This window comes from Streptoalloteichus tenebrarius, from assembly GCF_024171885.1.
Taxonomy (GTDB): Bacteria; Actinomycetota; Actinomycetes; order Mycobacteriales; family Pseudonocardiaceae; genus Streptoalloteichus; species Streptoalloteichus tenebrarius.
Map to the genome: position 1 here is coordinate 67,103 of NZ_JAMTCP010000022.1, position 14,478 is coordinate 81,580.

General features: G+C 73.7%; 11 protein-coding genes and 1 pseudogene. 4 read left to right on the forward strand and 8 right to left on the reverse strand.

From position 1 onward, the window contains the following. Window positions 1-10 precede the first annotated feature (10 nt). The 4 genes and pseudogenes from LX15_RS18715 to LX15_RS18725 all read left to right on the forward strand — a co-directional run bounded on the left by LX15_RS18715 (window position 11) and on the right by LX15_RS18725 (window position 3,556). Window positions 11-808, forward strand: coding sequence for a PP2C family protein-serine/threonine phosphatase (locus tag LX15_RS18715; protein WP_253670910.1), 798 nt, complete (start codon window positions 11-13; stop codon window positions 806-808). Between the two features lie 396 nt (window positions 809-1,204). Further along, complete coding sequence (locus tag LX15_RS18720; protein WP_253670911.1) at window positions 1,205-2,416, forward strand: 3-deoxy-7-phosphoheptulonate synthase; 1,212 nt, start codon at window positions 1,205-1,207, stop codon at window positions 2,414-2,416. Between the two features lie 79 nt (window positions 2,417-2,495). Then, a pseudogene (locus LX15_RS33580) lies at window positions 2,496-2,807 on the forward strand (SDR family NAD(P)-dependent oxidoreductase); the annotation flags it as partial. A 110-nt stretch (window positions 2,808-2,917) separates the two neighbouring features. Then, window positions 2,918-3,556, forward strand: a complete 639-nt coding sequence (locus LX15_RS18725; protein ID WP_372502752.1) for a hypothetical protein — start codon at window positions 2,918-2,920, stop codon at window positions 3,554-3,556. 701 nt (window positions 3,557-4,257) lie between these two features. Here LX15_RS18725 and LX15_RS18730 read toward each other — a convergent pair. From LX15_RS18730 to LX15_RS18760, 8 genes are all read right to left on the reverse strand, one after another. After that, window positions 4,258-5,736, reverse strand: a complete 1,479-nt coding sequence (locus LX15_RS18730) for a helix-turn-helix transcriptional regulator (protein WP_253670913.1) — start codon at window positions 5,734-5,736, stop codon at window positions 4,258-4,260. A gap of 217 nt (window positions 5,737-5,953) precedes the next feature. After that, complete coding sequence (locus LX15_RS18735; RefSeq protein WP_253670914.1) at window positions 5,954-6,730, reverse strand: hypothetical protein; 777 nt, start codon at window positions 6,728-6,730, stop codon at window positions 5,954-5,956. An 896-nt stretch (window positions 6,731-7,626) separates the two neighbouring features. Beyond that, window positions 7,627-7,974, reverse strand: a complete 348-nt coding sequence (locus tag LX15_RS33585; RefSeq protein ID WP_372502753.1) for a transposase — start codon at window positions 7,972-7,974, stop codon at window positions 7,627-7,629. A 164-nt stretch (window positions 7,975-8,138) separates the two neighbouring features. Then, entirely contained in the window at window positions 8,139-8,312 is a 174-nt protein-coding gene (locus LX15_RS18740) for a transposase (RefSeq protein ID WP_308213486.1), read from the reverse strand. Between the two features lie 374 nt (window positions 8,313-8,686). Further along, window positions 8,687-9,967, reverse strand: coding sequence for an enterobactin transporter EntS (gene entS, locus LX15_RS18745; protein WP_253670916.1), 1,281 nt, complete (start codon window positions 9,965-9,967; stop codon window positions 8,687-8,689). A gap of 170 nt (window positions 9,968-10,137) precedes the next feature. Continuing rightward, entirely contained in the window at window positions 10,138-11,001 is an 864-nt protein-coding gene (locus tag LX15_RS18750) for a siderophore-interacting protein (protein ID WP_253670917.1), read from the reverse strand. 15 nt (window positions 11,002-11,016) lie between these two features. Then, the gene (locus LX15_RS18755) at window positions 11,017-12,018 is read right to left on the reverse strand and encodes an ABC transporter substrate-binding protein (RefSeq protein WP_253670918.1); all 1,002 of its coding nucleotides are present in this window, start codon (window positions 12,016-12,018) and stop codon (window positions 11,017-11,019) included. A 72-nt stretch (window positions 12,019-12,090) separates the two neighbouring features. Then, on the reverse strand, window positions 12,091-14,445 hold the full coding sequence (locus LX15_RS18760; RefSeq protein ID WP_253670919.1) for a condensation domain-containing protein: 2,355 nt from the start codon (window positions 14,443-14,445) through the stop codon (window positions 12,091-12,093). Between the last annotated feature and the right edge of the window lie 33 nt (window positions 14,446-14,478).

Below are 14,478 nucleotides of genomic sequence, written 5' to 3' on the forward strand. Positions count from 1 at the left end.
GGGCGGCGGCATGAGCGCGCCGAGCCAGTCGACACAGGTGTTCGTCACCGCGATGACCCATCGCGGCGCGGTACGCGCCAACAACGAGGACTCCCTCGTGGCCGGTCCGGCGACGGTCTCCGGCACGAGCATGACCGAGCCGGTCGTGATCCGGCTGCCGCTGCGCGGGCCGGTCGTGATCGCCGTCGCCGACGGGCTCGGCGGCCACGCGGCCGGCGAGGTGGCCTCCGCGCTGGCCGTGCGGCGGCTGGCCGAGGAGGGGCCCGAGCTGACCGGCAGGGACGCGGTGGTCTCGACCCTGGCCAGGATCAACGACGAGCTGTACGAGATCCCGGGGAGACAGCCCGAGTACTACGGCACCGGCACCACCGCCGCCGGGCTGGTCCTGAGCGAGTCGGGCGCGCTGTGGTTCAACGTGGGCGACTCGCGGGTCTACCGGGCGGATCCCGGCTACCTGGGCCAGCTCTCGATCGACGACACCGCGGGCGGCGGGGAGGGCACGGGCCGGCGCAGCCCCGTCCTCGCCCAGGCGCTGGGCGGCGCCGCGCTCCGCACCCCGGTGGAGCCCCACGTGGCCGAGGACCCGGTGGAGGGGCCGGCGCGCTGGCTGCTGTGCAGCGACGGGCTCACCGACATGGTCGACGCCGTGCGGATCGAGCGCATCCTCGCCGAGGAGTCGACCAGCGACCTCCTCGCGGTCAGGGCGCTGTGGGCGGAGGCGATGAACGCCGGCGGCCACGACAACATCACCATCCTGTTGGTCCGCTGGCCCGGACCGAGGCGGGACTCCGACACGGCCGACGACTGAGCGCGTCGTCGCCTCTCCCCCGACGGGCGCCACCGACCGGACGCGCGACCGACGGGAGGGACGACGACACGACCGGTCCACTTCGGAGTCCACCTCGGACCGCGACGGTCCGGCCACAGTGGCGCGCTTCCGTTTCGAGCGTGCGGGATGTCGACCACCCCGATGCCACCACGTCTCGTCATCGTTCCGACGCGCTGAGTCACGCGAACGCCGAGGCTGGTCCGCCTGACCTCAGTGGACGGTGACGGGCGGATACAGCTCCTACCCGAAGAAGTAGGGCCGGCACGCCGAGAGCGGACGTCACCTCTTCCTCCAGCAGACCGACCGCGTGCGCGGGGCGCGTGCCCGGCCCGGTGCGGCCGGTCGGCGCACGAGCGACACCCACGGAGGAACCCGGTGACCGCTGACATGAGCCAGACCGTGCGGCCGGCGTTGTCCGCGCAGGACCGTCGGCACTGGTCCACCCTGCCCGCGCTCCAGCAGCCGGACTGGGGCGACCGGTGGCTGCTGGACGAGGTGACCTCGGACCTGGCGTCCCTGCCGCCCCTGGTGGACCCGGACGAGGTCCGGTCCCTGCGCTGCCTGCTCACCGAGGTCGCGGCCGGCCGGCTCCAGGTCGTGCAGGCCGGCGACTGCGCGGAGGACCCCGCCGAGTGCGTGCCCGAGGTGCTCACCCGCAAGGTCGCCCTGCTCGACCTGCTGGCCGGGGTGATGCGCCTCAACGCCGACCTCCCCGTGGTGCGCGTCGGCCGCCTCGCCGGCCAGTTCGCCAAGCCCCGGTCCCGGCCGACCGAGTGGCACGACGGGCGGGAGCTGCCCGTCTTCCGCGGCCACCTGGTGAACGCGCCGGAGCCCGACCCCGCCGCCCGGCGGCCCGACCCGCTGCGCCTGCTCACCTGCTACCACGCCGCGCGCGGCGCCATGGCGTACCTGCGCCGGCACCGGGAGAGCTGGACGCCGTCGGCGGACGCTCCACTGTGGACGAGCCATGAGGCCCTGTTGCTGGACTACGAGCTGCCGCTGGTCCGGCACGTCGCCGGCCGCACCCTGCTGACCTCGACCCACTGGCCGTGGGTCGGGGAGAGGACGCGGCAGGTCGACGGCGCGCACGTGCGGTTGCTGGCGATGGTCGACAACCCGGTGGCGTGCAAGGTCGGGCCGGGCGCGACGCCGGCGGACCTCGTCGCGCTGTGCGGCCGGCTGGACCCGGGGCGGGAGCCCGGACGGCTCACGCTGATCGCCCGCATGGGCGCGGACCGCGTCGCCACGGTGCTGCCGCCGCTGGTCGACGCCGTCAGGGCCGGGGGTCACCCGGTGATCTGGCTGTGCGACCCGATGCACGGCAACACCGTCACCACCCGGGACGGCTGGAAGACCCGCTACCTCGACGCGCTCGTCCGCGAGGTGCGCGACTTCCAGGACGCCGTGTCGTGCGCGGGCGGGGTCGACGGCGGCCTGCACCTGGAGACCACGCCGTTCCCCGTGCGGGAGTGCGTGTGGGACGAGCGGGAGGCCGCCGCGCTCGGCGCGGACTACACGACGTGCTGCGACCCCCGGTTGAACCCGGAGCAGGCGATCGCGGTCGCGTCCGCGTGGCGCGCGGCCTGACTCCGTGGCGTGGAAGGGGCCTGGTGTGGACAGGAACCTGCTGGACCTGGTCGCGGTGGTCACGCGCAGCACGGGCGGCGTGGACGGCAGGGGTGCCGTCGGTCAGGAGGTCGTACGGACGCTGGCCGAGGCCGGCGCGCGGGTGGCGGTCCTCGACGGCGACCGCGACCTCCCGGCCTCGGCGGTGCCCGAGTTCCGGCGGACGGGGCTGCACGTCTCGGGCTTCCCCTCCGACATGGCTTCCTCTTCTGCCGTGGACGTGTCGGTGTCCGTGGTCGAGCGGTGGCTCGGGTCGGTCGAATTCCTCGTGAGCGTCGTCGGGGTGTTCCGGCCCGGCGACGTCCCGCTCCTCACCGACGAGGACTGGGAGGCGTGCTTGGCGGCCTCCGCGCCAGGCGCGCTCACGGAGACCAGCCGTAGCTGGCCACCGAGGCCAGCTCCTGGGGCTGGTCGTCCACGGCCAGCGTGCCCGCGCGGGCTTCGCCTACGGGGTGGTGTTCGGTGCGGCCTTCCTGGGTCCGCTGCTGTGGTGGACCGGCACCTACGTGGGGGTGTTCTTCGGCGTGGGCGGCGGCGCTGTGGGTGGGCGCCGAGGTGCTGCGCGCCCACGTGCCCTTCGGTGGCTTCCCCTGGGGCAAGGTGGCCTTCGGCCAAGCCGATGGGGTGTTCCTGCCGCTGGCCGCCGTCGGCGGCACGGCGCTGCTGTCGTTCGCGGTGGCGCTGTGCGGGTTCGGGCTGGCCGCTCTGGCGCGGACACTGCTGGTGTGGCGGCGCGGCCTGGGCCGGTCCCGCTGGTGGGGTCCCGGCCTGGCGGCGGTCGCCCCGGTGCTGGCGGGCGCGGTGGCCGGGCCACGTCCCGCGTCGTGGCCCGTCGCATGGTGGAGCGCGGGGCACGGCGTGGTCGCCAGATGCCTCGGGGTCGAACTGGCCCAACACGGGGCGCACGGCGAGACCGTGGTTTCACAACGAAAAGGCCACCTCACAACGCGTCCACTATGGACATCGGGGGCAAGGCGTTCCGGACAGCGGGAGGTCCTGGCCCCCGACCCGGCCCGTCCTCGCGACGTCACCGAGGCCGCGCTGCTCGTCCTCGCGGCGCAGACCGCGCACGTCGGGGAGCCGTCCGCCGGTGACCGATGACCGATGGCCGATGGCCGATGGCCGATGGCCGATGGCCGATGGCCGATGACCAGGGTGCCGGTCGGCCTCGAACACCGACCGGACACCCCACGAGGCCGATGCGGCACGGCGCAAGGAGCACCCGTGCCGCACCGGCGCGGGCCGCTCACCGGTCGCGGGTGAACCCGGCCAACTCCACCCAGAACCACACGCCGAACTTCCGACAAAGCCGAAGTCAATCCACTATGGACAGTGAAGGAAAGGAGTTCCGGCCGACGAGAGGCCCACGCCGACGCGCCGCTCGTCCTCCCAAAGCCAACCGCGAACAGCCGGGCGGTAGGCCGGTGACCGGGATGCCGGTCGGCATCCGGCACTGGTCGGGCGTTCCCAAGGCCAGGGCGGCACGGCGGACGGAGCACCCCGTGCGGCGCCGGCGCGGGCCGTTCACCGGTCGCGGGTGAACCCGGCCAACTCCACCCAGAACCACACGCCGAACTTCCGACAAAGCCGACCGCAATCCACTATGGACAGTGAAGGAAAGGAGTTCCGGCCCACAGAAGACCCACGCCGCCATGCCGCTCGTCCTCCCAAAGCCAACCGCGAACAGCCGGGCGGTGGGCCGATGACCGGGATGCCGGTCGGCATCCGGCACCGGCCGGGCACCCCACGAGGCCGGTGCGGCACGGCGCAAGGAGCACCCGTGCGGCACCAGCGCAGGCCGTTCACCGGTCGCGGGTGAACCGGGCCAGCTCGACCCGGGAGCGCACGTCGAGCTTCCGGAAGATCTGCCGCAGGTGGTAGTTCACGGTGTGCGGCGAGAGGAACACCCGCGCGGCCACCTGGCGGTTGGTCAGCCCCTGGCCGACGAGGTCGGCGATGCGCCGCTCGGTGTCGCTCAGCAGGTCCCAGCCCTCCCCCGAGGCCTCCCGGCGCGGGACGGCGGAGGTCGCCGGCCCCGCCGCCCCCGGCCTGGCGTCGCGCAACGCCTCGCGCGCCTGCCGCGCCCCCGCCGACACCGTCGCGAACCCGGGGTTGTCCTCGGCCAGCCGCTCCGTGGTCGCCACGACCGACTCGGCCAGCGGCAGGTCGCCGGTGGCCAGGGCGAGGCGCACCAGCCACGCCCCGGCCCCCGGCTCCTCGACGAACAACACCCGACGGGTCGGCAGGTCGGCGAACCGCGCGGCCAGCAGCTCCCTGGCCCTCCTCGGCCCGTCCCGCTCGGCCGCCACCCGCAACTCCACCCAGTCGTACTGCGGCGAGGGCAGCACCGCCCGGCCGGCGGCCAGCTCGGCCCGGTACCGCTCGACGTGCTCGGCGGCCACCCCGACCTCGCCGCAGCGCAGGGCCGTCGCGGCGAGCACCGCGTGGGCCAGCGGCACCATCAGTCCCGCGCCGTGCTCGGTGGCCACCCGCACCCCCGCCTCGGCGGCCCTCCTGGCCTCGTCCAGCCGGTTGGTCCTGGCCAGCAGCCGGGCGCGGACGATCGCGGGGCCGGCCGTGTGCCCGGTGACGCCCAGCGGGTCCGCGGCGTTCTCCGCGACCCGCACCAGCGCCTCGGCCTGGTCGAACTCGTGCAGGTCGGCCAGCTCGGCGGCCAGCGCCAACATCGGGAAGCCCCGCCAGCCCGGCGCGGTCACCCTGGAGGCGGCGCGGACGGCCCTGGCGCCCCAGCGCAGCCCCTCGGCCAGCTCGCCCCGGTGCCAGCACAGCACCGAGACCACCGTCGCGGCGGTCACCGTGTCGGCGGCGCCGAACCCGCTCCGGTCGCCGATGCCCCCGCCCCGCTCCCGCGCCGGATCGGTCGGGTCCGTGCCGGCCACCATCGACGCGGCCAGCTCCCTGGCCCTCGGCTCGTCGCACAGGAACAACCCGAAGACCCGGCTGGCCGCGGCGAGCCGGTACAGCGGGGCCGGCAGCCCGCGCCAGGCGAGCACGCGCCCGGCGACGGCGACCGCCTCGCCCGCCCTCCCCGCCGCCAGCAGCAGCGCCGCGACCGTGCACCGCAGCTCGGCGGCCAGCGCCTCGGGCATCGGCTGCCGCAGCATGTCCTCGCCGAGCCGGATCGCCGCGTCGAGGCGGCCCACCTCGGCCAGGGTGCGCACCGCGTCGGCGACGCGGACGACGCGCTGGTGCTCCCCCGCGGGGTGCGCGTCCTCCCGCTCCACCTGTCCGACCTGGCTCCAGCCGCGCTCGTCAACCATGTCCTCTCCCCAGCACGCCTCGGGACCGCGCACCGCGTCCCTCACAACAGGAACGCGTGCCCGGCTCACCGGATGCCACCCGATCCGGTAGAGCTGTCGGACCGGGGAGACGGCGCGGACACCACCTCCCCGGTCACCCCCAGTCACGTGGTCACTCCCCAGCAGGGATGAGGTGGTGACCTCACAACGTCAGGCGCCCGGAGCGCCCTCGTCGAGATCAGTTGTCACGGCGCCCCCGGTGACACCCGACGCCCCTCGTCAATGCGCGGGCGGTCAGCCCGGACGGCACGAACGACCCGCGGCCACCGGCCCGGCGGCGGCCGGGAGCGGCGACGTCCGTCACCGAGGGGAGCCCGGGGACGGTGGGCGCCGGCGGAGGGTTCCCCGGCGGGAACCCCCGCCCGACGACCACGGGAAGGAAGATCAGGAACAGGACCACACCCGTCACCGCCGGGAGGGTCGTCACCCGGGCCACGTGCGCGGCGATCGGGAGCAATCCCAGCAGCGACAACGCGCCGACCAGTGGCGAGGCCCCGAACCCCGTCCCGGTCGGCGTCGTGGTCGGGTCCCGCAGGAGCCGGGGCGCCGCCATCCACGCGACGCCGGCGGCGACCGCCGGCACCAGGAACGCCCAGCGCGAGGAGAGAACAGCCACGGCCGCCCCGGACAGCGGGGTTCCGGCTGACAGGCCCAGCGGGGGCGTCCGGCCCCACGCGGTGGTGATGCTCATCCAGCGGACGGGGTCCGTGCGCGCCGACCGGAGCAGGGCCGTCACGGCCACCACGACCCCGACGCCCTGAACGGTCCTGGCCGTGGCCAGCACCAACGGCTGGGCCGACACGCCGGCCACGAGCGAGGCGGAGCCGAAGACCGCCACCGCCCCGCGGAACTCCCTCCGCCATCCCCCGGCCCCGGTCGTCACGGGGGAACGCGGAACGCCCACGACCACGGACGACGCGCCGACCCCGGTCAGGCGGACCACGGTGCTCCTCACGCCCGCCACCCCTTTCCCGCGTCGACCGTCCGAACTGGCGACGGAAAGGAGAAAGGAAGTGCGACCGGGGATACGACCATCACCCAGAGGAACCAATGGCTGTCCTCAAGACCAGATGACCAGGGTGGCCAGATCGTTCATCCCGTGGGAGGAAATGGCGGTCTTGTCGTGGCGGGTGGCGATGCCGCGACAACCCTTGAACCGGTCGAAGCAGCACCCGACCACGGTGCGGCGCCTGTCGATCAGCGTGCTGAAGGCGCGGGGACGCCCGCCCGCCGAGCCGCGACGGCGACGGGTTCTCGGCCTGGTCGTCCTTCTCCTGGATGTTGATCTGATGCGTGTCAGGCCAGGTGTCGGTTGATGCGGCTGGAGCCCACCTGCACCCACCCCGTCCCCGCTCCCTGGCCAGGTCCGCCCGCGCACGGACCTGGTCAACCAGGTGACCCCAGGTGCCGTCCGCGCTCCAGCGTGACCGCCGCTCACCCAGCGTCTGCCACGGCCCGAACCGTTCCGGCACCCTCCCGCCAGGGCACACCAACTCCCCGTCCAGGAACCAAGACCCCCGCCCGACCCCCACAACAAGATCCACCGGACACGCCCCATGGGCTGTCCTCAAGACCAGATGAGCGGGGTGGCCAGATCGTTCATCCCTCGGGAGGAGATGGCGGTCTTGTCGTGGCGGGTGGCGATGCCGCGACAACCCTTGAACCGGTCGAAGCAGCACCCGACCACGGTGCGGCGCCTGTCGATCAGCGTGCTGAAGGCGCGGGGACGCCCGCCCGCCGAGCCGCGACGGCGACGGGTTCTCGGCCTGGTCGTCCTTCTCCTGGATGTTGATCTGATGCGTGTCAGGCCAGGTGTCGGTTGATGCGGCTGGAGAAGCCCCTTGTCCGCGATCACCCACTCCGGCTGGTGCCCGGGCGCGCCTGATCGGGCGGTGACGCTGTGGCCAGCGGGCTCCCCAGGGCAGAGTCCTGTGATGCGACCACGCCCCCGTGCCACAGGGACAGGGCCGCGCCGTGCTGGTGCACCCGGAGACAGACTGGAGCCCACCTGCACCCACCCCGTCCCCGCTCCCTGGCCGGGTCGGCCCTCGCACGGCCCTGGTCGGCCAGGCGACCACAGGTGCCGTCCGCGCTCCAGCGTGACCGCCGCTCACCCAGCGTCTGCCACAGCCCGAACCGTTCCGGCACCTCCCGCCACGGCACACCCATCCGCTCCCTGTAGGCGATGCACCCGATCAGGCTGAGGCCTGATCACGTCACCCTGCCGACCCACGGCGACCGGTCCGGCGACAACGGCTCCCACACCGCCTCACGCCGCATCCCACACCAACTCCCCGCCCAGGAACCAAGACCCCCGCCCGACCCCCACAACAAGATCACCAGACACGCCCCATGGGCTGTCCTCAAGACCAGATGACCAGGGTGGCCAGATCGATCATCCCCAGGGAGGAAATGGCGGTCTTGTCGTGGCGGGTTGCGATGGCGCGGAACTGCTTGAGTCGGTCGAAGCCGCGTTCGACCACGGTGCGGCGCGCTGGTGGGTGCGCAGCGTGCTGGGCCGACCGGACCCTCCCGATCGCGTTCGTTGATCAGCTCGGCGATCGCCCGGCCCCTGTCACCAGGGTGGTCACGGTTTCGGTGGGCGACCCTCGCCAGAACTGGTTGTCGGCACCGTCTTCCACGGCCCATCATGTTCCGGCGGGTCACGCCATGCCTCACCCGTCTTCGCCTTGACCAGCATCCCGTTTGATCACACGGATGCCTCGTCCACCTGTGGGCGTCCCTTCGCGCCCAAGGCGGGCAACAGCGGCTCGATCACCTGCCGCTGCCCGCCGGGCACCTCGTGCCCGCATACGACGCCCCGGGGATGGGACCGGATCAGCCACACCAGCTTTGATGACAGGCCCTAGGTCGAGCGGGCCTGCCAGCGGAAACGGCGAGCCGGGGACGGTCAGGCGGCGACGGGGGCCTGGTGCGCGAGACCCTCGGTCTCGTCGGCCGAGGGGCCGCGCAGGCTCGCGCGGCGCAGCGCGGGGAACGCCGCCGCCACCAGCAGGACCCCGGCCACGCAGACCAGGCCGCCGAGGACCACGGCCGTGGGAGCGGCGACGAACCGGGAGAGCAGGCCGGCCTCGACATTGCCCACCGACGGGCCGACGGTCGTCTGCGCCAGCCACACGGCGCTGACCCGTCCCTGGAGCCGTCCCGGGGTGTGGTGCTGGAGCAGCGCCCTGCGCAGGATCTCGGAGATGATGTTGGCGAGGCCGGCCACGGCGAGCAGCGCCAACGCCACGGGCAGGGTGGGGCTCAGCCCGAAGCCGGTGATCGCCAGGCCCCAGACCAGGACGGCGACCACGAGCGCCCTGCCGGAGCCGGCGACCCGTCCCGTCCACCCGCTGGTGACCGCGCCGAGCAACGCGCCGACGGCGGGCGCGGCGTAGAGCAGGCCCACCGCGGCGGGTCCTGCGTGGAAGTGCTCGCTCGCCAGGGCGGGGAAGAGCGCGTACGGCATCGCGAACACCACCGCGCACACGTCCACGAGCAACAGGCCGCCGATCACCGGGTTGCGCCGGACGAACCGCCAGCCCTCCACGACGGAGCCGCTCGCGCGCTGCCCGGGAACGGCGGTCGGCGGCAGCGGGCGGAGGAAGAACACCAGGAGCACGGTCAGGAGCGTGCCGACGGCGGTGACGCCGTAGTTGGCGGCCACGCCGGGGCCGGCGATCACCAGCCCGCCCAGCGCCGGCCCCACGACCGCACCGAGCTGCGTGGTGGAGGCGACCAACGCGGCGGACGCCGCGAGCTGGTCCCTGCCGACCAGGGCGGGGGTGGCCGCCATCAGGGCGGTGCCGCTGACGCCGTTGGCCAACCCGTTCACCACGGCGCACACGGCGACGAGCCAGAGCTGGGGATGGGGCAGCAACGCGTTGGCGGTCAGGCCGGCGAAGCCCGCGGCGGCGACACCGCGACCGAGCAGGATCAACCGCCGGCGGTCGAACCGGTCGGAGAGCACCCCGCCGCCGAGGGTGCCGACCAGCATCGCCGCGCCGAGCACGAGGTTCACCATGGCGACCTGGAGCGACGAGCCGGTCAGGTCGTAGACCTGCACCGGCAGCGCGACGGTGGTGAAGCCGATGCCCAGCAGGGACACGACCCTGGCCGCGAAGACGAACCGGAAGTCACGGCTCGTCCTCAGTGGACTGATGTCGACGACCATCTGGCCGAGGCGCATGCTCTCCCGTCCGATCTCGCTGTGTCCCGCGGGGGTCGGTGGGGCCGGCGCGGCCGCTGGGGCCGGCCACTGGCGACCGACCGGGCGCGCGGCGCCCCCGCCACGCGCCCGGTCCCTGATCCGCCCTGGTCAACCCGGCGCGCCCGACCCCGATCGGGCGCGCCCGGCGCTCAGTGCGGCTGGTTCTCGTACCGGTCCTCCTCGGCCCGGTCGTGGTCGTGCTTGTGGTCGTACTCGGTCTCGGAGATCCCGCGCTTCCAGTACCCGATCGCGAGCTTGCGCCGCCGCTCCAGACCGCACTCCTCCTGCCAGTGGCGACGCAGGGTGCGCACGGTGGTCGACTCGGCGCCGGCCCAGGCGAACACCGAGCCGTCCGGGATGGTGACGGCGCGGGCGGCGTCGGCCAGCGCCGTGCCGGTCCCGGCCGGCGCGTCGCCGCGGTGCAGCCACACCAGCTCGACCCCGGCGGGGTGGACCAGCTCCTGCTCCTCGCGCGCGTCGGGCACCTCGACGAAGGCGTAGCCCCGCGCGGTCTCCGGCAGCGTCTCCAGGATCACGCTGATCGCCGGCAGCGCCGTCTGGTCGCCGGCGAGCAGGTACCAGTCGGCCTCCCGCACGGTGAGCCCGCCGGGCGCGCCCACGCCGACGATGTCGCCCGGTTCGGCGTTGGCCGCCCACGTGGAGGCCACGCCCTCGTCACCGTGCAGCACGAAGTCGATGTCCATTTCGGACGCTTCGAGGTCGTAGCGGCGGACGGTGTAGGTGCGCACCGTCGCGCGGACGTCCTCGGGCGGCCACACGAGCCGGCCGTCCTCGCGGTGCGGCATGACCGGCTCGGTCTGGCCGGGACGGGGGATGAACACCTTGACGTTGGGGCCGCGGTGCTCGTGGTCGGCGCCGGGAAGCCCTTCCCCGCCCGTGGGCCCCACGGTGATCCGTCGCATCAGCGGGGTCACCTCGGTCGTGCGCAGCACGCGCATCGGCCGGCCGAGGCGGCGGGCGCCGCGCTCGTGAACGTTGGCTGGGGCGGTCATGGGACCCTTCCCTTCTCAGAGCTGCTGGAGAATCTCTTCGATCTTGTTGAGCATCGCCTCGGCCTGCCCGTAGTGCAGGGTGTTGAAGTAGGGCAGCGGGAAGACCTTCTTGTTCCGCACCGCCTTCAGCCCCTGCCACACCGGCTGCTCCAGCACCGGCTTGACCTGTGCGGCGACGCTGCCGTCGCTGTTGCCCCGCACCACGATGACGTCGGAGTCGGCCAGGGCGTCCATCTGCTCGACGGAGAAGTTCTTGGTGGTGCCCTGTTGTCCCTCCGAGGCCGCGCCGAACCGGACCCCGGCGTCGACCAGGACCACGCCGCCCCACGAGCCCGGCAGCACCAGCGCCCACTCGCCGGACTTGCCGCCCTGCACCATGCTCCACCGGGTCCTGGCGAGCGCGTCGGTGTACCGCTTCTTGATCGCCGCCGCGCGCTCCTCGTAGCGCTGCCTGACCTTCTCGCCCTCGGCGCGACGGCCCACGGCGTCGGCGGCCTGGAGCGCGCGGTCCTTCCAGTCGCCGGCCGTCTTGGCGGCGAACAGGGCGGTGGGCGCGAACGCCTTGTAGTTCTCGGCGTTGGGGTCGGGCGCGTGGGCGAGGTGGGTCCCGAGGATCAGGTCGGGCTTCAGCTCGGCGACCTTCTCCGGCTTGGCCTCGTTGGACTTGCCGACCTTGGGCAGCGACTGGAAGCGCGGCACGTAGTCGGCGAGCAGGGCGTTGGTGTCGAACTCGGCGACGCCGACCGGGGTGACGCCCACGTCCATCAGGGCACCCGGCGTGTAGTGGTCGACGCAGACCACGCGTTGCGGGTTGGCCGGGATCTCGACGGGGCCGAGCGCGGTGTCGATCGTCCGCTTCCCCCCGCCCGCCGACGGGCCGGACGCGCCGGCCGGGGTGGAACCCCCTCCGCCGCAGGCGGTCAGGCCCAGCAGGGCCAGTGCCCCGGCCGCGCCGGTGAGGAAGCGGCGGCGGGAGGGACCGCTGGCGTCCCTCACCCGGTCAGGTCTCGTGGTCATCGATCCGTTCTCCGCAGGCTCGTCTGGGTGCTGGTGGCCGTGCCGCAACATCAACCTTAGGTGAGCCTAACCTTAACCCACGTGGCGCAACAGGGCGGCCGTGGTGACGACGGTCGCTTCCGTCGGCCCATAGGTGTTGAACAGCCGCACCGACGGGCCGACCCGGCGGTGCCACCGCTCCACGCGGTCGTGCAGCGCGGCCTCGCCCCCGATGATCACGACGCGGACCGAGGCCGGCAGCTCGCCCTCGCCGGCGTCCATCCCGTGCGCGACCTCGTGCCAGAACGCGGTCGGCAGGTCGACCAGGGTGACGCCCTTCTCCGCGCAGGCGTCGAGGAAGCGCGGGACGGACTCCAGCATGTCCTCGGTGCGCAACACCAGGGTCGCGCCCGTGGTCAACGCGCCGAACAGTTCCTCGATGCTCGCGTCGAAGTGCGGCGCGGCGAACTGCAACACCCGGTCGGACGCGGTGATCCCGTACCGCTCGGTGGCGGCGGCGACGAAACTGGCCAACGCGGCGCGGCTGACCAGCACGCCCTTCGGCACACCTGTGGAGCCGGAGGTGTAGATGACGTAGGCCAACGCCTCCCCTGGGACCTCGGGAAGGGGAGTCCGATGAGGACTGTCCATATCGGACCGACTGTCCTCCTGTCCCCCGACCAGCAGCGTCGGTCGCCCGGCCACCAGGTGCGCGTGGTCGGCGTCGGTGACGACGAGCGGACCGCCCGCGTCGTCCAGCACGCCGTTCAGCCGGGAGTCCGGCCATCCCGGGTCCAGCGGCAGGTACCCCGCGCCGGCGAGCAGCACGCCGAGGATCGCGACGACGATCTCCGGGCCGCGCGGGAGCAACACCGCCACTGGCGTGTCCACCCGCACCCTGGCGGCGACGAGTCGCCGCGCGCACCTCTCGGCCGCCGAGAACAACTCGGCGTAGCTGAGCCGCCGCTCCCCCTGCTCCACCGCGATCACGTCGGGGGTGAGCCGAACCCGCTCCCTGACCAGCGCGAGCACGTCCGGCGCCGCGGCCGTGGTGTCCCCCACGGGCGGGCACGGCGCCTCCGCGCGGGCGCGGCGCAGCTCGGCGAGCGTCACGGTGCGCGTCATGCGCGCGTGGCCCAACGGCTCCTCGGGCGCGTCCAGCGCGGCCCGCAGGAACGTCGCGAAGCTGTTCAGGTGCGTGGTCAGCACGTCGGGGCGGTAGAGCGCGGCGTTGGCGTCCAGCTCGACCCGCAGGCCGCCGTCGGCCATGAGCCGGATGCCCAGCGACAGGTCCTCCACCGGACCGGCCGAGACGTTGTGCATGGTCCCCTGGTGCTCGCCGAACCGGAGCCGGTAGTCGAACGGCATGATGTTGACGACCGGCCCGAACAGCCGGCGTTCCGTGCCCACCATCCGCAGGTCCCTGCGGAGCTGCTCGTGCCGGTACCGGTGGTGCGGCCGGGTGCGCCGCACCTGGGCCGCCACCTCGCCGGTGAGGTCGAGCAGGGAGCGCCCGGTGTCGACCGGGACGCGCAACGGGACGATGTTCATCACCATGCATGGCACGCGGAGCGCGGCCGAGCCCATCCGGCCCATGACGGGGAGTCCGAGCACGACCTCCTTGGCGCGCGTGACCCTGGCGACGTAGGCGGCGCTGATCGCCAGGGCCAGGTCCGACCAGGAGGCGCGGGCCCCCGCCGCGACCCGTTGCAGCCGGGCCGCCTCCTCCGCCGGCAGGAGCAGGGTCCTGCGCAGCACGTCGCCGGAGACCGAGGGCACGCCCTCGGCCAGGCTCACCGGCTCCGGGCTGTCGGCCATGTGCGTCGTCCAGAAGTCCCGGTCGCGACCGAACCGGTCGGAGGCGAGGTAGGCCGCCTCCTCGTCGACCACTGTGGACAGACGACCGAAGCCGGGACCGCTCGGCTCCTCCCCGTTGGCCAGCGCGGTGTACAGCTCGGCGACACCGCGCAGGACCATCGCCGCGCCGAAGCCGTCGACGGCGATGTGGTGGATCCGTTGGTACCACCGGTACTCCTCGGCCCCCGTGCGCAGGACCGCCTCGGTGACCAGCGGGCCGGCCGCGAGGTCCGTGGGGCGGGCCATGTCGGCGGCGATCCACGCCTCCGCCGCCGCGACGGGGTCGGGTTCCGCGGTGAGGTCCAGCACGTGGAAGGGCCAGCGCGGTCGCCGCGCCCAGTCCTGCCACAGCACCCCGTCCTCGTCCCTGACGAACCGGGCGTGCAGCGCCTCGGCGTCGGCCAGCACGCGCCGCACGGCGACCTCCAGCAGGTCGACGTCCAGCGCGCCGCACACGACGACGCACTCGCCCGTGTTGTACATCGGGCTGGTCGGGTCCATCTCCTGGCCGAACCAGATCCCCTGCTGGGCGGCGGTCGCCGGCAGCTTGAGCGCGCTCGCGTCGGTGGTGTTCGGGTCTGCGCTGTTCATCCCTTGGTTTCCGATCTCGGGAGCGGGGCGTGG